Source organism: Bacillus glycinifermentans (genome assembly GCF_001042475.2).
GTDB classification, from domain to species: domain Bacteria; phylum Bacillota; class Bacilli; order Bacillales; family Bacillaceae; genus Bacillus; species Bacillus glycinifermentans.
In genome coordinates this window covers 25,837-44,319 of record NZ_LECW02000022.1, presented here as the reverse complement: position 1 = coordinate 44,319, position 18,483 = coordinate 25,837, and the positions used below count along the sequence as shown (strand labels likewise).

The 18,483-nt window shown below is 45.1% G+C and carries 14 protein-coding genes; 5 read left to right on the top strand and 9 right to left on the bottom strand.

The window, feature by feature from the left end; genetic code table 11:
- Positions 1-111: 111 nt before the first annotated feature.
- Together AB447_RS14005 and AB447_RS26295 are read left to right on the top strand one after the other, a co-directional pair.
- The gene (locus AB447_RS14005) at positions 112-1,401 is read left to right on the top strand and encodes a cation:dicarboxylate symporter family transporter (RefSeq protein WP_048353674.1); all 1,290 of its coding nucleotides are present in this window, start codon (positions 112-114) and stop codon (positions 1,399-1,401) included.
- A gap of 170 nt (positions 1,402-1,571) precedes the next feature.
- Positions 1,572-1,730, top strand: a complete 159-nt coding sequence (locus AB447_RS26295; protein WP_172796348.1) for a hypothetical protein — start codon at positions 1,572-1,574, stop codon at positions 1,728-1,730.
- 92 nt (positions 1,731-1,822) lie between these two features.
- Here AB447_RS26295 and AB447_RS14000 read toward each other — a convergent pair whose 3' ends face one another.
- Positions 1,823-2,863, bottom strand: coding sequence for a M42 family metallopeptidase (locus tag AB447_RS14000; RefSeq protein ID WP_048353675.1), 1,041 nt, complete (start codon positions 2,861-2,863; stop codon positions 1,823-1,825).
- Between the two features lie 113 nt (positions 2,864-2,976).
- Between AB447_RS14000 and AB447_RS13995 the strand changes: the two genes are divergently transcribed.
- Positions 2,977-3,978, top strand: coding sequence for a ketoacyl-ACP synthase III (locus tag AB447_RS13995; RefSeq protein ID WP_082634655.1), 1,002 nt, complete (start codon positions 2,977-2,979; stop codon positions 3,976-3,978).
- A 53-nt stretch (positions 3,979-4,031) separates the two neighbouring features.
- Here AB447_RS13995 and AB447_RS13990 read toward each other — a convergent pair whose 3' ends face one another.
- The 6 genes from AB447_RS13990 to AB447_RS13965 form a co-directional block, all read right to left on the bottom strand.
- Positions 4,032-6,191: a YhgE/Pip domain-containing protein gene (locus AB447_RS13990; protein ID WP_057957611.1), complete on the bottom strand. Its 2,160-nt coding sequence runs from the start codon at positions 6,189-6,191 to the stop codon at positions 4,032-4,034.
- Between the two features lie 70 nt (positions 6,192-6,261).
- Entirely contained in the window at positions 6,262-6,834 is a 573-nt protein-coding gene (locus AB447_RS13985) for a TetR/AcrR family transcriptional regulator (protein ID WP_048353677.1), read from the bottom strand.
- Positions 6,835-7,027: 193 nt separating this feature from the next.
- On the bottom strand, positions 7,028-8,437 hold the full coding sequence (hemY, locus tag AB447_RS13980) for a protoporphyrinogen oxidase (RefSeq protein WP_048353678.1): 1,410 nt from the start codon (positions 8,435-8,437) through the stop codon (positions 7,028-7,030).
- 15 nt (positions 8,438-8,452) lie between these two features.
- A complete protein-coding gene (gene hemH, locus AB447_RS13975) occupies positions 8,453-9,388 on the bottom strand; it encodes a ferrochelatase (RefSeq protein WP_048353679.1) in 936 nt (311 codons plus the stop codon).
- Between the two features lie 74 nt (positions 9,389-9,462).
- A complete protein-coding gene (gene hemE, locus AB447_RS13970) occupies positions 9,463-10,524 on the bottom strand; it encodes a uroporphyrinogen decarboxylase (RefSeq protein ID WP_156183553.1) in 1,062 nt (353 codons plus the stop codon).
- A gap of 125 nt (positions 10,525-10,649) precedes the next feature.
- Positions 10,650-12,788 (bottom strand): transglycosylase domain-containing protein, encoded by a 2,139-nt coding sequence (locus tag AB447_RS13965; protein WP_048353680.1) that lies wholly within the window; start codon positions 12,786-12,788, stop codon positions 10,650-10,652.
- A 133-nt stretch (positions 12,789-12,921) separates the two neighbouring features.
- Here AB447_RS13965 and AB447_RS13960 point away from each other — a divergent pair, with 133 nt between their 5' ends.
- Positions 12,922-13,425 carry an antibiotic biosynthesis monooxygenase family protein gene (locus AB447_RS13960; RefSeq protein ID WP_048353681.1) on the top strand — a complete coding sequence of 168 codons (504 nt, stop codon included), beginning with the start codon at positions 12,922-12,924 and terminating at the stop codon, positions 13,423-13,425.
- A 436-nt stretch (positions 13,426-13,861) separates the two neighbouring features.
- Here the strand turns inward: AB447_RS13960 and AB447_RS13955 are convergent, their stop codons facing one another.
- The gene (locus tag AB447_RS13955) at positions 13,862-15,859 is read right to left on the bottom strand and encodes a DUF6270 domain-containing protein (RefSeq protein WP_048353682.1); all 1,998 of its coding nucleotides are present in this window, start codon (positions 15,857-15,859) and stop codon (positions 13,862-13,864) included.
- A 578-nt stretch (positions 15,860-16,437) separates the two neighbouring features.
- Here AB447_RS13955 and AB447_RS13950 point away from each other — a divergent pair.
- Positions 16,438-17,598 carry a M20 family metallopeptidase gene (locus AB447_RS13950; protein ID WP_096892213.1) on the top strand — a complete coding sequence of 387 codons (1,161 nt, stop codon included), beginning with the start codon at positions 16,438-16,440 and terminating at the stop codon, positions 17,596-17,598.
- A 130-nt stretch (positions 17,599-17,728) separates the two neighbouring features.
- On the opposite strand, the gene AB447_RS13945 is transcribed toward AB447_RS13950, so the two are convergent.
- Complete coding sequence (locus tag AB447_RS13945; protein ID WP_048353683.1) at positions 17,729-18,439, bottom strand: EcsC family protein; 711 nt, start codon at positions 18,437-18,439, stop codon at positions 17,729-17,731.
- Positions 18,440-18,483 lie beyond the last annotated feature (44 nt).

The following is an 18,483-nucleotide window of genomic DNA, read 5'->3' as shown; positions in this document are numbered from 1 at the left end:
ACCCAAATTTTTTTTATAGACGAGATCCTTTTTTTTCGGATATACTGGATGTAATCGTGTCATTATTTAATATTTTTATATAATGAAAAAACTTATGTAGGGAGGGCATCTATGAAAAAGAAATTTAAATTCGGATTAGCAGCTCAAATTTTCCTCGGGCTCATTTTAGGTGTCGCAGTCGGCGCCATCTGGTTTGGCAATCCTGCCATAGAAACCTATCTTAAGCCGGTGGGGGATTTATTTCTAAGATTAATTAAAATGATTGTGATTCCAATCGTCGTGTCAAGTCTAGTTGTCGGAGTCGCAGGAGCGGGGAGCGGCAAAAAAGTCGGCCGACTTGGATTTCGGACTATTCTCTATTTTGAGATTATTACAACTTTCGCGATTCTGCTCGGCCTTGTTCTGGCAAACGTTTTCCAACCCGGACACGGCGTTCATTATAGCAGCGGCGAAAAAACCGATATCAGCCAGTATGTCGAAACCGAAAAAGAGGCCAGCACCAAAACGGTCGCAGAAACGTTTCTTCATATTGTGCCGACAAACTTTTTCCAATCTCTAGCTGAAGGCGATTTACTTGCGATCATCTGCTTTACCGTGTTTTTCGCACTTGGAATTTCAGCGATTGGCGAAAAGGGAAAACCTGTGCTTGCGTTTTTTGAAGCCACTTCACAGGCGATGTTCCATGTCGTCAACCTTGTCATGAAATTTGCTCCGTTGGGCGTTTTCGCCTTGATCGGGGTAACCGTTTCCAAATTTGGTTTTGGTTCACTGGTGTCATTAGGAAAACTTGTCATTTTGGTTTATATCGCCCTTGCCGTTTTCCTGATCATCGTTTTCGGCATCGTCGGAAAAATGGCCGGCATCAATATATTTAAATTTTTAGCCTACATGAAAGATGAATTATTGCTAGCTTATAGTACATCAAGCTCAGAAACTGTTCTTCCCCGTGTCATGGAGAAGATGGAAAAGATCGGTTGTCCAAAGGGCATTGTCTCATTTGTCATCCCGATCGGCTATACCTTTAACCTCGACGGGTCTGTTTTGTATCAGGCGATTGCCGCTCTGTTTTTAGCTCAAGCCTCCGGAATCGATCTGTCAATTGGACAGCAGATTACGCTGGTGCTCGTGCTGATGGTAACTTCAAAAGGGATGGCTGCGGTTCCTGGTACATCGTTTGTCGTGCTGCTTGCGACATTGGGCACGATCGGCGTGCCTGCTGAAGGACTGGCCTTCATAGCCGGGGTCGACCGGATTATGGACATGGCCCGCACAGTCGTCAACCTGACAGGAAACGCCCTTGCGGCTGTCGTCATGTCAAAATGGGAAGGCGAATACGATGCGCAAAAAGGGGAAGCCGTATTGAACAATCGCGAGCCGATTGATATGAAAATGTCCGGCTGACCGCCGAACAGCAAATAAAAGAAAAACGCACGTTGTCCGTTAGCGGAAAACGTGCGTTTTTTCTTTATAAAAATATACAGTTTGACCAATCAACCTGTCCAAGCAACCTCCCCCTGCCTGCCATACGATATATCGTAGCTACATTAAGATAGAAACAGGAGGGAAGTTCTATGTGTTATTACCATGATTACCATAAAAAAGATCATGACTGCAAAAAATACTACTACTATTACTACTATTATCCTTGCTATAAGAAGCATGATTATTACTATGATCATAAAAAGCATGATTACTACTACGATTGCAAGAAACATTATGATTATTGGTAAATAGAACATTCATTCAAAAACTGAAAGCTTCCACATTTCTTGGCCCGAAAGGACTCCAGATCCTTTCGGGTTTTTTCATATAGACCACGGCGTCACGCCATATCAGACTGGACATATCGGTACAAAAGCTCGGCCGTATGCTCCAATGATGTTTGGTGCGTCCTTTCAAATGCGTGTGAAGCGTCTATTCCCGGACCGATCAAACCGTGGACGATATCATGCCCCGCTTTTATGGCCGCCGAGGCGTCAGACCCGTAATACGGGTAAATATCGAGCTTGTAACGTATGCTGTGCTTTTCGCACAGCTCGACAAGCCGTTTTCTGAGGCCGTAATGATAAGGGCCGCTCGAATCTTTCACACAGATCGATACCGTATATTCATCAGACGATTGCCCATCGCCAATCGCCCCCATGTCAACAGCCAAATATTCGACGGTTTCGGGCGGAATATTCGAATTGCCTCCGTATCCGATTTCTTCGTTATTGGAAATCAAAAAATGAGTCGTGTGCGGAAGGCTGATCTTTTCCCTTTTGATCTGTTTGATCAGCTGGAGCAAAAGGGCTACGCTTGCTTTATCATCAAGATGACGCGATTTGATAAATCCGCTCGGCGTGATTTCGACCCGCGGATCAAAGGAAATGAAATCACCGACATTGATCCCGAGCGCCTTCGTGTCCTCTGCATGATGAACCGGTTCATCGATGCGGACCTCCATGTTTTTCTGGCTGCGCTCGGCTTTTCCCGCGTCTTTATAGACGTGAACGGACGTTTGATGCATTAAAATCGTGCCCGTGTAAATCTTGCCTGAGGACGTTTCGATCCGGCAATATTCGCCTTCGATTGAGTTGTACCGAAAACCGCCGATTAAATCGATTTTCAGCCTTCCGTCCGGTTTGATTTCCTTCACCATCGCGCCGAGTGTATCGACGTGAGCGGTCAACATCCTGTGCTTCGACTCGTCGCGCCCCGGAATCGTGGCGATCAGCCCTCCTTTACGATTGAGCCTTGTTTCGACCCCCTGTTCCTGTAGAAGCTGATGAATATGCTCTATGATCTGATATGTATTTCCGGTCGGACTCGGAATTGAGACGAGCTCTTTAATGAGCTGCATCGTTTCCTGAACAGATGACATTTTCATTCCTCCCTTTACGTTATTTATATAGTATACATGACTCAATTAGAATAAAAAATTAGTACCAGATACTAATACTAGGTGTTATAATGTTAAAAAGGAGAGTGATCATCTTGAAAACTTTATCAAAAGCACGTATATCAGCCATCGGGACATATGTTCCGGAAAAGCGGCTGACAAATGAAGATTTAGAAAAAATCGTCGATACCTCTGACGAATGGATCGTTCAGCGGACAGGCATGAAAGAAAGACGGCTGACATCCGAACAGGAATTTACTTCAGACCTTTGCATTAAAGCTGTAGAAAATTTACAAAACAGATACCCAGGCGCATTGGACGGCCTTGATATGATCATTGTTTCAACGACGACGGCCGACTATGCTTTTCCTAGCACAGCGTGCCAAATTCAGGACCATTTCGGATGGACTGACATCGGAGCGTTCGATTTAAATGCGACATGCGCCGGATTAACATATGGACTCCATACGGCAAACGGCCTGATCACTTCAGGACTGCACCGGAAAATTCTCGTGGTTGCCGGAGAGTCGTTATCGAAAGTGACGGATTATACAGACCGCACATCGTGCGTATTGTTTGGCGACGGGGCAGGCGCCTTGCTTGTCGAGCGCGATGACTCGTCCCCAAGCTTTATTACGTTTGTCCAAGGCACAAAAGGAGACGGGGCCCGTCATTTGTACAGAACGGGTTTGCGAAGCGATTTAAAGGGGGAAGAGCTTGCCGGCGCTGGAAAAATGGTTCAAAACGGGCGCGAAGTATATAAATGGGCGGCCAGGTCCATTCCCGAAGGAATCAAACTGCTGCTCGAACAGGCGCAAATGAAGCTCGAAGACATCGATTGGTTCGTCCCTCACAGCGCCAATATGAGAATGGTCGAATCGATTTGCGAAAAAGCGGGAATACCGGTCGAAAAAGCGCTTACAAGTGTCGAATGGTTCGGCAATACGTCCTCGGCTTCAATTGTTCTTGCGCTCGATGAAGCCGTTAAACACGATAAGCTGAAAGAAGGAGATACTTTGATTCTATACGGCTTCGGCGGAGGTTTTACATACACGGGGCTGCTCGCAAAATGGGGCGTTTCCGCTTCCGGAAAGTGAACCTTCTAAAGTAAAAAACACCTTTATCGACGACGATAAAGGTGTTTTTTCTATCAGGCAGGCTGCGCCTCCATTTTTTCTTTTCTCAGCAGCCGCCAGAAATAAACGATGGTCAACGCCATCATGATGACGGCGATTCCGCCGAGGACCGCAGCCTGCTCCCACATGTAAGCATAATCCCCGCTTGAAATAATCGCTCTGTAGCCTGCGATGCTGTACGTCATCGGGAGAGCGGAGTGGATGATTTGGAAGAACCTTGGCACAAGCGCAAGCGGGAACGTTCCTCCACTTCCTCCGAGCTGAAGCACGAGCAGGATCACGGCGATAAAGCGTCCCGGATTACCCATTGTTGCCGCAAGGAACTGAATGATCGCAAGGCATGTGATGCTCATGATGATGCTGAACAGATAGAATCTCCAAACGCTTTGCACGTCAAGGCCGATACCGAGAAGAATAACCGTGCATGCGATCACAGCCTGAAGAATGCCGACCGGCAAGAGAACGCTGAATTTGCTGAAGAACCATCCAAGCGCAGATTCGGGCCGGCTCGCCGGCTCTTTGACATCAAACACGACGGTAATCATCAGCGCACCGACGAATAATCCGAGCGATAAAATGTACGGCGTTAAACCCGTTCCGTAATTTGAGACCTGGGTGATTTTATCTCCTTTGACTTTGACAGGATCAGAGAACATGTTGTAGTTTTGTTCACCGGCTTGAATGTCGCCCGTCTGGTCAGCTGCGTCAGCCAGCTTGTTTGACAGTTCACCGCTGCCCTCAGTAATCTTTCCTAAGCCTTCATCAAGCGTTTTTGCCCCTTCTGACAGCTTGGAAGATGCGTCTTTTAGCTTTCCTGAGGCATCCTGCAATTGGCCAAACTTCTCTGTCAATGTCTGGCTTCCTTCGGCGATTTTGGAAGATCCGCTTCTCGCTTCGGCGAATTTTTCGTTATAAGCCGCCTGTCCTTTCGCCAGACTGTCGAGTCCGTTTTGAATTTTTTCAGAGCCTTTATAGAGCTTATTCACAGCGCCAGGGAGCTGTTTTAAATCGTTAAGCTTCTGTTTGATGGCTGAAAGGTCAGGAAGCCCGCTTATATCCGGAATTTGGCTTTTCAGGCGGTCAAGCTCAGGCAGCTTGATTTCGCCTGCCTTTTCATCAACCTGTTTTGCCAGTGCCGCTTTTTGTTCATCAGTCAAAAAATTGCTGGATTCAATGATTTGCTTCACTTGACTGTTCTGGTTTTTCAAGGCGCTTTCAAGTTTTGTGATGCCATCCGAAATCCGGGTGATTTCTTTTTTCGCCTGCTCTGCATTTGAAAGCGCAGTTTCAAGCTGTGTAATTTTCTCTGACGAAATCGCGTCTTCGAATTTGGTTATCGTTTGGGCTTGTTCATTCAATTGCCCCAACCCAGCCACAATCTGCGGCATGCCCTGCTGCAGCTGGTAGGCTCCGTTGTACAGCTGGCCGCCCTTTTCCTGGAATTGTCCGAGCGCAGAATCAAGGTCATGGATTTTTTCATTCAACGTGTTGAATGCGGTGCCGAACTGGCCCATTCCGTTATTGAATGTGATTTGGCTTTTTGCCAATTTTTCAAGGTTCTCTTTGAGCTTCTTGCTTCCGCTTTTTGCATCTTTTAAGCTTTCATTCAGCTTTTCCGCGCCTGAGCTTGCTTCACCGAGCCCTTTTGCGATTTTCCCGAAGTTGTCAAAGATCACTTCTGCATACTGTTCGCTGATTTCCGAGCCGACCGAATGCTGGAGCTGCTCAATCGCCTTATCGCTGATTTGGGCGCCGACGTAATTTCGTCCGGCATTTGTATGATAAATGAGATTCAGCTTTTTCGGATGCTTATTCATGACCGTGCTGGCATCTTTGGAAAAATCCCCGGGAATTTCAACGACCATGTAATATTCTTCGTTTTCCAGGCCTGTCAACGCTTTTTCTTTCGTCGTAAAATGCCAGTCGAATTTTTTATTCTTCTTCAGCTCTTTAATAAGGTCATCGCCGATGTGAAGATCCTTCCCTTCATACGTCGCTCCCTTGTCAGAATTGACAACGGCTACGGGAAGCTGGTCGACATGTCCGTAGGGGTCCCAGTATGCCGCCAAAAATACGCTGCTGTAAATCAGCGGAATAAAGAGAACACCGATCACGGAAATCAGCAGCTTTTTATTTGTTATCAGTTCTCTCCACTGGTGTCGTAGTACATTCATCGTTGATACGCCTCCTAATTGATGACCGCTTTCTCTATATTGGCCGCACCCCTAAAAAAAGAAAGAATGACTATTGGGATAATCCTTTGACAATATACAACTTCAGCGTTTCTGCTATTTCTTCTTTCTTTAATGGTTCATGGTGTTTTTCCCAATCAAAGATAAGCGCAATATACAGCTTAAAAATGACAAATGCATTCAGTTCAGGGTTACACGGTTTAATATCGCCATTTTTAATCGCTTCTTTAATTTTTTTCTCGATGTAACTGATGATCATGTGCTCAAACTTTTCAATGACCTCCCTTACGGCATGTGTGCCCAGTTCTGCGCCTTCCTGAAAAATTTTGATCGTCAGCTGGTGCCTTTTTCTGTACTCCAATATGGCGATCAGCGCACGATGTGCATTTTCGTGGAACGGCAGATCGGGATCAATCGCATTGTCAGCCGTTTGTTTCATTTCCATTAACAGCGAAGAAATGATTTCGTCGAATAATTCTTCTTTGTTTTTGAAAAAGGTATAAATCGTCCCTTTCCCGACATTTGCGAGCTTTGCCACAAGATCCATTGTCGTCGCTTTGTATCCGAATTGCGCAAACGATTTTGTGGCCGCATCGATGATCAGTGCTTTCCGGTCGATGGTCATGTTTTCTCACCCCAAAAATGACTATTTGAACATTTTGGTCATTAAGTACAGAATGTAATTTAACATATCCAAATGTAAAATGCAATAATTTAAATTTTATTTTTTCCATTTTCAGACTCTGTTTATGTGGAGCCGCAATATAAGCCAAAATAAAAAAGCCGCCGTTTCACTTTCGGGCAGCTTTTTACATTTTTTATTCAAATAAATGGGCAAGCACGTCTTTTACGGCCTGTTTGCCCTGATCGATGCAATCCGGGATTCCGACGCCTTCGAAGGAAGCTCCCGTCACAAAAATGCCGGGGTATGACGTTTGAAGGCCTTCCCGTACCTTTTTGATTCGTTCTTTGTGGCCGACGTGATACTGCGGCATGGCTTCGTTCCATCTCGTGATACAGGTCATTTCCGGCTCGCCTTCGATTTTCATGATCCTCTTCAAATCTTCCAGCACAATCCTGACCATTTCATTGTCAGACTGCTCGACAACGGATTCATCCCCCGCTTTTCCGACGTAAGCCCTAAGCAGAACTTTGCCTTCCGGCGTCGTATGGGGCCATTTTTTGTTCGTCCACGTGCAGGCGGTAATAGAGAAATCGCTGTTTCTTGAGATCACAAAGCCCGTACCTTCATGCTCCATCTTTACGGCTTCCTCAGGAAAGCCGAGCGCTACATTGGCGACAGACGTTGAGACCATCTCACGCATGCCTTTAAGCCAATCCTCGTCTGGAAACATCGCGGCAATCGCTTTATGAGGAGCGGTGATGACTGCAGCATCCGCATGAAGAACAATGCCGTTGTCAAGCTTGAAGCTGTAATGTTGTCCGCGCTCAATGCCGACGGCCTTGGTGCCTTTGTAGATTTTCGTCAGCTCGAGCTGTTTTTCCAGCTCTTCGACAATCGTCTGCAAGCCGGTTTTCAGCGTCTGAAACTGTCCTTGCTTTTTAACGGGCGCCGCTTGCTTGCTTTTATTGCCGGCCGATTTTTTCATTCCGAGAATAAGGCTTCTGTACTTCTGCTCGGTTTGATAAAACTGCGGAAACGTCGACATCAGGCTGAGGCGGTCGATATCTCCGGCATAAATGCCTGATAAGAGCGGTTCAATCAGGTTTTCAACCACTTCGCCGCCGACGCGCCTTCTGAAAAACTCGCCAAGCGACTGATCGTCCTGCGGTTTGCTGGCTGGCAGCACCAAGTCCATCCCTGCCCTCAGTTTCCCCTGCAAGGAAAAAAGCCCGGTCGTCAAAAAAGGAGCGACTTTTGTCGGAACGCCCATGACAGCCCCTTCGGGAATCGGATAGAGCGTTTCATTTACGAGAACATAAGACTGGCCTATCGCATTGTTCACAAGCAGATGCCCCAGCCCCAGATCCTTGACAAGCTGGGGAGCGCTCTGTTTTCGTTCCAAAAACGAGTCAGGTCCCTTTTCAACGATATAGCCGTCTTTATGAACGGTCTGGATCTTTCCGCCTAATCTCGGGCTCGCTTCAACAAGCGTCACTTCGGCGGGGAGACCGTTTTTCTTGATTTTCCTCTCCAAGTAGAAGGCGGCGGCCAATCCGGTAATCCCGCCCCCGATTATGACAATCTGCTTACGTTCTCCACTCATATAAAATCGCCTTCTTTACTGTTCTTTCTCCAATCGTTTTAATACGACGGACGCCAAAGCATCGATAAACTGCGGTTTCGCATTCGGCATGTCCGGTCTGTAGTAGCTTGCGCCGACATCATCTGTTACGACTCGGCATTCATAGTCATTATCGTACAGCACTTCCAAATGGTCGGCTACGAAGCCGACAGGAGCGTAAACAAAGGCTTTGTAGCCTTTTTGTTCTGATAAGTCCCGCGTCAGATCCTGTACGTCGGGTCCCAGCCAAGGATCAGGCGTGTTCCCTTCGCTTTGCCAGCCGACGGCATACTCTTTTACCCCGGCTTCTTCGGCGATCAGCCTCGCTGATTCCTCAAGCTGCTCAGGATACGGATCCCCCATGCTGACAATCTTTTCGGGAAGGCTGTGCGCCGAAACGATCAGCACGGCTTTTTCGCGCTCTTCCGGCGGCATCCCTGCATATGTCTTTTTAATCTGATCAGCCCAATACGAAATAAATTTCGGCTCATCATACCAGCTGTTAATGGATGTGATCGCTAAGCCGGCTTTTTCGGCTTCCGCATTCGCCCGTTTGTTGTACGACTGAACGCTGAACGTCGAAAAGTGCGGCGCAAGCACAAGGCTGACCGCTTCCGTTATACCGTCGTTGTGCATCTGTTGGACGGCATCCTCAATAAAAGGCTCGATATGCTTCAGGCCGATGTATGCTTTAAAGGTAACGTCATCCTGCAGTTCGTTTAGGCGCTTTTCGAGCTGCTCCGCCTGCTCCACGGTAATTTTAGCAAGAGGAGATATTCCGCCGATCGCTTTATAGCGGTCTTTTAAATCCTGGAGCATGTCAGGCTCCGGCTTTCTGCCTCTTCTGATATGCGTGTAATACCGTTCGATATCCTCTTCCTTGTACGGCGTTCCGTACGCCATCACAAGAAGCCCCATTTTCTTTTTACCCAACATGAACACCTCTTTAAAGATCTGGATCTATACGTATTTTGACAGTTTATATCGAAAAACACCAACTGAAATGCTCATGGAATCAGGCTCGATTTTTTTGAGGCGGAATACTCATGAACAAACGCCGTCAATTTTTTCAGCGTTTCAGGGCTGACTTCCGGAAAGATGCCGTGGCCGAGGTTAAAAATAAACCGGTCCGTCTGCATTCCCTCATCAAGTATTTTTTTCGTCCTCTCCTCGATGACTTCCCAAGGCGCAAGCAATAATGACGGGTCGAGATTTCCCTGAAGGGTCTTGGTCAGGCCTTTTTCCCGGGCCTCCTTTATGCTCATCCGCCAATCGAGTCCGACGACATCAAGGGAAAGATCATGCCAGTCGCGGGCGAGATGGCTCGCGCCCACGCCGAACATGATCAGCGGCACGCCTTCTTTTTTGAGCTCTGTAAACAGCCCGTCCATCGCCGGCTTTATATAGCGGCGGTAATCATCGGCGCTGAGCGCTCCGACCCATGAATCAAATACCTGGATCGCTTTTGCCCCGGCTTTGATTTGAGCTTTTACGTATACAGCCGCCATCCGGGCAAGCTTCTCCATCAGCCTGCTCCATGCGTCAGGATGACTGTACATAAACGCTTTCGTTTTATTGTAGTTTTTCGACGGTCCGCCTTCTATCATATAGCTTGCCAATGTAAACGGAGCTCCTGTAAAACCGATCAGCGGCACGTTCAGCTGCTCCTCTGTCAGCAGCTTAATCGTCTCAAGCACATATGGAATGTGCTCTTCCGGCTCAAGCTCGCCGAGCGCTTCGACGTCATTTGCCGAGGCGATCGGATTGTCGATGACAGGACCGATTCCGTTTTTGATTTCGACATTTACGCCAATTCCCGGAAGCGGTGTCATAATATCCTTATAAAGAATAGCCGCGTCCACCCCGTACTGTTCGACGGGCAGCCTTGTCACATAAGCGCACAGTTCAGGCTGATGGGTAATTTCAAACAATCCGTATTTCTCCTTGAGCGCCCTGTACTCCGGCTGCGACCTGCCGGCCTGCCTCATGTACCATACAGGTACATGGGCGCTTTTTTCTCCGCGGCACGCTTTTAAAAACGCATCATTAAAAGCCTTGTCGTTTTTCACAATGATTTCCACCTTTCAGACTGCAACCATACGTTCGCAAAATTACTCCTTCAAATATACCGTTTTTTTTAGAAACGGTATACTCATGAGACTTAATGTTCAAGAAATTGATGAATTTCGAGCAGCTAATGACCTGAAGGGAAGACTTTTGGCTTAATAAAGTCTGTTCCATTCCCCTCCTCTTTCGTCTGCGGATTGTACGGAACAATCCTGTAAGACGCGTCAGAAAAGAGATTTGCATATGGAATGTCATAGCTTCCTTTCCCCTTGACGGTGTCAACCAGCCTCTCTTTTCCGTTTTTCTTTTCATATATTCTGTATTCGGCCCGTTTATCCTCTTGCTCATGCCATTTTAGTGATACCGTAATCAACCCCATCGGCGTGAAGGAATAACCGGCCTCTGCGCTGTCCACATCCTCGAGATGGATCGGCCTGTACAGATCCTTGACTCCTTCAGGCTTTTTAAAGGCAGCAGGCTTTTGATTGGAACGCTTTAAAATATCTTTATAAAGCCTTGTCGGATACGAGCTTCCTCCTGTTAAATAGTGCTTTTCATCTGTTTTATCATAGCCCATCCAGACGGCTCCGGTAACTTTAGGGGTATAGCCTGCAAACCATGCGTCATTTGTTGCTCCCTCTTTTCCGGTGTACGTCGTCGTGCCTGTCTTTCCGGCTATTTCTCCGGAAAATTCGCCCGCTTTGCCCGTTCCGCTCCTGACAACCTCTTGGAGCATTCTCGTCATATACCAGGCCGTTTGCTTGCTGAACACCCTTTCAGGCTTCTTTTTATGGCGGTATAAAACATTCCCGCTTTCATCACGAATCTTTTGGATGAAGTAAGGCTTCTCATACTCTCCCATATTGGCGAACGTCCGATATGCGCCTGCCACTTCAAGCGGTGACACGCCTTGTTGCAGCCCGCCGAGCCCGAGTGCGAGGCCTTCATCCGGAATATTCATCCCTAAACGGCTTAAATAAGGCTTGACGGTTTCAATGCCGACCTCGTGCAATGTCCATACAGCGGGCGCGTTTTTGCTGTATGTCAAAGCATCGACCATCGACACCTTTCCCTCATATTGCCCGTCATAATTTTTAGGTGAATAGCCGTCATATGAAAGCTGCTTATCCTCAAGCAGCGAATATGGCTTGAACAGCTTTTCTTCAAGAGCCGGCCCGTAGACGGCAAGCGGCTTAAACGTCGAACCCGGCTGCCTTGAAGCAACGGCCCTGTTATACCCTTTTGACACATAATCCCTGCCTCCGATCGCCGCGATGACGCCGCCAGTCTTGTTATCGATAAACACGGCGCTCCCTTCGGCTTTATCGTCAGTGCCCGGAAAATAGCCGTCCTGTTTCATCAAGGTGTAGGCGGCTTTTTGGACGGAAGGGTCAAGCGGAACGGTGATCGTGTAACCGCCCCGGAGAAGCTGGTCGCCTGAAATCGAATATCGGTCTTCCGCTTCTTTTATGACAAGGTCGATATAGCTGGCAAGCCAGGGGTGTTTTGACGTTTCTTTGACGTGCAGCCCCAATGTGCTCCCTTGAGCCCTTACCGTTTCCTTCGAGCTGATATATCCCTGTTCGTTCATCATGCCGAGGATCACGTTGCGCCGCTCTCTCGATTTTTCCGGATGGAGAATCGGGGAATACGTTGTCGGCGCCTTCGGAAGCGAAGCCAGCACCGCTCCCTCGCTGACCGTTAAATCCTTAACGTCTTTATCGAAAAAATAATTGGCCGCTGCCTGGATCCCGTAGACGCCGTGTCCGAAGTAAAGCTGGTTCAGGTACATTTCCAGCAGCTTGTCCTTGCTGTAGTCCCGCTCCAAATTAATGGCGATAATGACCTCTTTCGTTTTTCTTAAAAATGTTTTGTCATGTGTCAAAAAGATGTTTTTGGCGAGCTGCTGGGTAATCGTGCTTCCCCCTTCGACTTTGCTTCCCGCTAAAATATCTCTGTACACAGCCCGGCTTACCGATTTTAAGTCGATGCCGTGATGTTCATAGAAGCGCTTGTCTTCAACGGCAATAAACGCATGTTTGACATCGTCCGGCACTTCATCGATCGAGACGGGCCTCCGGTTTTCCGTATATAGGCTTGCAATTTCTTCCCCGTTTTGGTCAACGATTTTTGAAGAAGCGTTGAAAATCAACTTTTTTTCGTCGATGACATAGTCGCCGAGAAATATAATGGCAATATATGCAAGTAAAGCAAAAAGGACAATTGCTGCAACAATGATGATTGGAATGAAAAATCTCTTTCTCATCTATTCACCTCATTCCTTTCTATAGCTAGTATGGGAATTTTTTCTTCAAATTATGTTTTTCAAGGTTCGAGCATATGATGGATAGAATTTTAAATCGTCCTTTTGTTATACTATCAAAAAGGGGTGAGAAAAAGTGAATTTTTACATTACATACGGAACGCTCGATTTTTTAAAAAAGATTGCCCGGCAGCATGATCTTGAAAACATGCTCTTTATGAAGGGGCCGGACTCTGCGGTTCTTTTCCACGAAACTGACGGAAAAAGCGTCTTTCAGGCGCCGCGCAGCTACGAGGTCATCGATCAGTCCGGAACATTGGAACAGACCGGTTTTGCCGTTCTTAACAATATCCCTGTCACACAAGAAGGCAGGCCGCTGTTTGAAACCCGGTTTAAAAACAGAGCCGGAAAAATCGAAAGCCGGCCAGGCTTTAAAGCGCTGAAAGTGCTCAGGCCGAAGGACAGCGATACGTACATCGTCTTGACGCTCTGGGAATCAGAGCAGGCGTTTCAGGACTGGAAAAATTCAACATCATTTAAAGAGGCCCACGACAAACCGCAATCTTCCGCAGGAATCAACCAAAAAGGCACGATCTTTTCCCGTCCGTCCTATATTTCTTCCTATTATTCCGTCGAATAACTGCCTTATTGGCAAAAACGGTTTTGTTTTACGAAAGCCGAGCATCGAAGCTGACTTTCACAGGATGTAACAACGGCGGCGTTCAGCATGACGCCTGATCGATTAGCCGCCGTTCCTTGCTTAACATGAATATCGACGAGCAGACCTGACAACGAATGCGAGAGTTTGTCGTTTCATATAATAAAGAAAAACCTAAAAAATCGAAGCTGTTGATCATCTTGTCGAAAAGGAATATCCGCTTCGTTAAATTATTCTGTATATTGATATCATAGTTCAAATCAAAACAAAGATACCCTCGCTTGAACCGGCTGTTTTATTTCAATATGGTGGATGGCATCCGTTTAAGAAAAATGTGGATTAAACAAAAAAACTTGCAGAAAAAACATATTTTTCTCTACAAGCTGAATTTGCTTCTCCTTAATTTAATCACGATATTTTATTTGTTCTTATCCTCTAATACAATTTCATTTAGTCTAAAAAGAAATTCTTTATAATAATCCGGCTCATAATGTGCATAACTATTTCCAAATGGATGTTTATGATAACCAATATATTTTGTCTTTCTCATATCAATGATTCTCACATTTGGCAAATGGTATAAGAAGCAGTTCTCAAGTTTATCCCAAATAAAATTGTTTCTTTTAATTTCCTTTTGGGGAAACTCAACAATTTTGTTATTAGCGTCTTTATACTTTGTAGTTAAACGACCCCGGTTCAGGATGATTTTATCTTCAGGGATAATCGGCAGCAATTTTTCGATGAACTTTTCTAAGCTCTTTTCCCAAAGGGCGAAGTACTCATTAGCATCAGAATTAGACATCACTTTTTTCCCTTTTAATTTTTTATAAAAAGCAGTCTGTGGAAGCAGATAGTTTAAAGTAATATAAGAGCTATCATTAATCTCAATCACTTCTCTACACGCGTCTACATAAAGATCAATAATTAAGTAATCCGGTTTGGTGTCTTTTAAATTTTCGAAAAAACTCTTCTCAAAGTCTGATTTCAAATAATTAATATCAGATTCTTTCAACTCACTTTGTATAAAATCATCCTTATTAAACTCAACAGGATCAGAAACAAGACTAATAATATTGGAGTGAAATTGAGTATAGGAACATTTATATAACTTCTTATATCCCGGATTGAAATAGTCCATTGTATTAAACGCATTTCTGCTGTAACAAGTACCAAGAACCGCGATATTTGTAACATTTTCATTGAATTGTCTATTAACATTAATCCAAATAGAATAGTTGCCAAAACCGTTTGTAAACAAAGCTGCTTTTCTTGATACAATTTTGTCTTTATTCTGTGCGAGTAAAGGCAAATCTATTTTTTCACCTGCTGTATTTTCGCATCTAATAAATAAATCCAAAATGTCCTTTTCTTTAGCATATTGTATTAAATCTTCAAAGGAAACAGTGACATCAAAAAGATTCCCACTCATTTCTATTCTCTTCTCGAATACTGTATAGTGTTCAAAGGCTGTTCCAACTTCTCTGCGTTGTTTACTTACAATACTATAATTAGAAAAATCATCAAAAGGAACTGTCCCTTTAATATTCAAATGATTTTTTATTTCAATCACGGAAGTGGCAACAGCATTTAACTCTTTTTGTTTTAGATGTAATGTTAAAGTTTCTTTTTTATTTATTAGCGGTTTAATTTGATAAAAATCATTTTTATTAAACGGAACAGTTGTTGAATCAAGTTGTAAATTTTTTATTGTTACCGGAATAAAAATACTGCTATGTTCATTTTCCACTTTCACAAAAAAATCCCATAACGCATCCTCTAATTTATCAAGGAATACTTCATTGAGATCATGTTCAAATAAAAAAGAATTTATTTTTATATTGGCATCTATGTTCTCAATATAATGAAATATATCCTTACACTCTCTTTTTCTGTAGCATAAAGTTAAGTCGAATTTTTGGATATCTGTGTCTTTTGATTTTATTGCTATCTCTCCGCTTAGTTTTCCGTCTTTAATAGACATAGATTCTAAAGAACATTCAACACTTACAGGTCTTATATACAGAGCCAATGTTTTAGAACCTTTCGTAACATACGGTACAATTTTGAATAAATTATTCGAATCAAAGAAATAATAGTTATATTGACTTAATAGTGAGTTTGGAAAAGAAACACTGAGTTTTTTAACTCCATCTGTTAAGAAACAATCCCACATTATTTCATCTTTTTGGTCAAGATTTTCTGCATCGATAATGTCATTCATATTTAAGCGAATGTTGATTATCTTATCATCCTTAACTAACTTAACAAACTTCCCTTCATATAAGCTTAAGCTGCTGCTATCTTGCCTTTTTTGCCATAATAACTGTAAGTTTTCCGCACTGAAATCACTATAGATCTCCAATCCCATGTCACCATTAGTTGCATTAAAAGAAAATGATTTGATTTCTGCTATCATGTTTTGTTGACCACCCTCTCTATTTTTAATGACTAAAGGTTAGTATTTGTATAGAGGCTTAAAAATGACAATGGATTTTATATTATTCATATCAAAGCTCTTTGATTTTTTAAAATTCATTTTATTCACTGAAAAATCGGCTTGGAATTCATACAAAAGTATACAGTTCAATCTACTGCCTCCTCTGACAATACTACTATTTTTCCACAAGCCGGTGTAGTTTTTTTAAAATTTAATTTTAAATATATACTTTGGAAGCTATAGAATATGAATATCCTGAAAATCCTAGAGAAATCATAATCCTTTGTATCACTTGAAATGTTTAATTCATGTGGCGCTCATCCCTGCGGCGGGCAAGTCGAACTGTCGAATTAATGTTATTCCTATCGCGGCAGGGCTGACCGCCACAACGGTTATGGCTTTATTTCTTTTATAAAACTTTACAGACAAGTTGAAACAACGGCTTGAACTGTCATAAAATTAAAAAAATGGGATCATCCCTTAAAGGAGGAATCGGTTTGGACGCAGCCGCATTAAAGCAGACGATCTGTGAACAGCTTGACACGCATTATGATGAGATGGTGGCACTGAGGCGCCATTTCCATCAGCACCCGGAGCTTTCTTTTCAGGAAAAGAAGACAGCCGCGTATATTGCGGCTTATTATGAAGCCCTCGGCGTTCCGATTCGCACGAATGTCGGCGGAGGCGGCGTTCTCGCGTATATCGAAGGCGGACTGCCCGGCCCTGTCATCGCTTTAAGAGCCGATTTTGACGCCCTGCCCATCCAGGACGAAAAAGACGTTCCTTACCGGTCGACGGTTCCCGGCGTCATGCACGCCTGCGGCCATGACGGACATACCGCGGCACTGCTCGTCCTCGCAAAAGTTTTCCATAAAAACAAAAACGGTTTAAAAGGAAAGCTTGTCATGATTCATCAGCACGCCGAAGAGTATTCGCCAGGCGGAGCAAAGCCGATGATTGAAGACGGCTGCCTCGACGGCGTCGACGTTATTTTCGGCACGCACTTGTGGGCGACAGAGCCCCTCGGTACGGTGCAATACAAAACAGGTCCCATCATGGCAGCTTCTGACCGCTTTACGATCACGATCAACGGCAAAGGCGGCCACGGCGCTCAGCCCTATAAAACAAAGGATGCGGTATTGATCGGTTCACAGATCGTCTCGGCCCTTCAGCACATCGTCAGCCGCAGGCTTGATCCGACACAGCCTGCCGTCGTCTCGACCGGATCATTTGTCGCGGAAAATTCCTTTAATGTCATTGCGGATAAAGCCGTGTTAATCGGCACAGCCCGTTCCTTCAGCGAAGACGTGCGGACGCTTATTGAAAAAGAAATCGAACAGGTCATCAGCGGGATTTGCGCCATGCACGGAGCAGGCTTTGACTATTCATATGAAAGGGGCTATCCGGCCGTCTGCAATCATTCCGAGGAAACGGACTTTCTGGCGGACATCGCCCGGAATACAGAAGGCGTCGAAAAGGTGACGGAAAGCGAATTGCAGATGGGCGGAGAAGATTTCGCCTATTATCTCCAGCATGTAAAAGGAACCTTTTTCTTTACTGGAGCGCGTCCCGAAAATCCGAATCATGCCTTTCCCCACCACCATCCAAAATTCGATATCGATGAAAAAGCAATGCTTACCGCCGCCAAGGTGATGGCAAATGCCGCGGTTTCTTATCAGGAACAAGGAAAAGCTTCCTCGGCAGCGGCTGGGGTTTGAACTAAAAAAACAAAAACCGGGTTTAATACCCGGTTTAGAAAAAACTGTGATTTCATATACGATCCCCAGCTTAGCTGCAACAGCCGTTCCTTCTTAAACGTGTATATCGACATGTATACTAAAGCCGGGTTTAATACCCGGCAGTCTCCTTGATCCATCGCAAGTGAAAGACATGTCTCGCCGTTTCTCCGAGATGTCCGAGCAATTTATAATTGGCCGTTCCGCCGACGATGGCGCCCAGGCCGGGGACAAGCTGAAGCAATTTGACGAGATCAATATGGTCCCGGTACTCCTGCTGGAATGTATGCCAATCAATGTCCCGTTTTTCCGTTTCCCAATTTTCGATGATGCGGAAAATCTCTTTTCGATGCTCTTCCCCCGAAAAAGCGAGCTGGAAGATGTAGAGAAGAAACAGCCGCTCTTCCTTCTGTTTGATGTCATAGCCGTAAATCGACGCCAATTCGAACAGGCATTTCATTTTAATGCCGAGCAGCAGCGGAAAATCCGCCAACCCGAGAAAGATCCCGCCCGCTCCCGTGCCGATGCCTGACGCGGCCGCGGCTTTTTGATATTGGGCAACCGATTTTTGGGCAAGCCCGTCTTTTTCCTTCAAAGAAAGCGGACCCGTTTCCTTTTGGGCCGTCGTCAAATTTGACCCGACTAACGTAGCCTCAACCATTTTTTTTATGCTCTCGGTCACCGCTCTGTGCACCTTGTCGGGAATGCGGGCGTTAATCTTAGCCTGCACGCCTTTTGACATTCGTTCTGCCATAGATGATTTTCGCAAAAACCTCATTTTCCAGCGGCAGGCTTCATCCAAATACAGCTGATTTTCGTTCATGTCCTTCACCTCTTCTTTATACATACTGACGGCAAAGGAAAAGG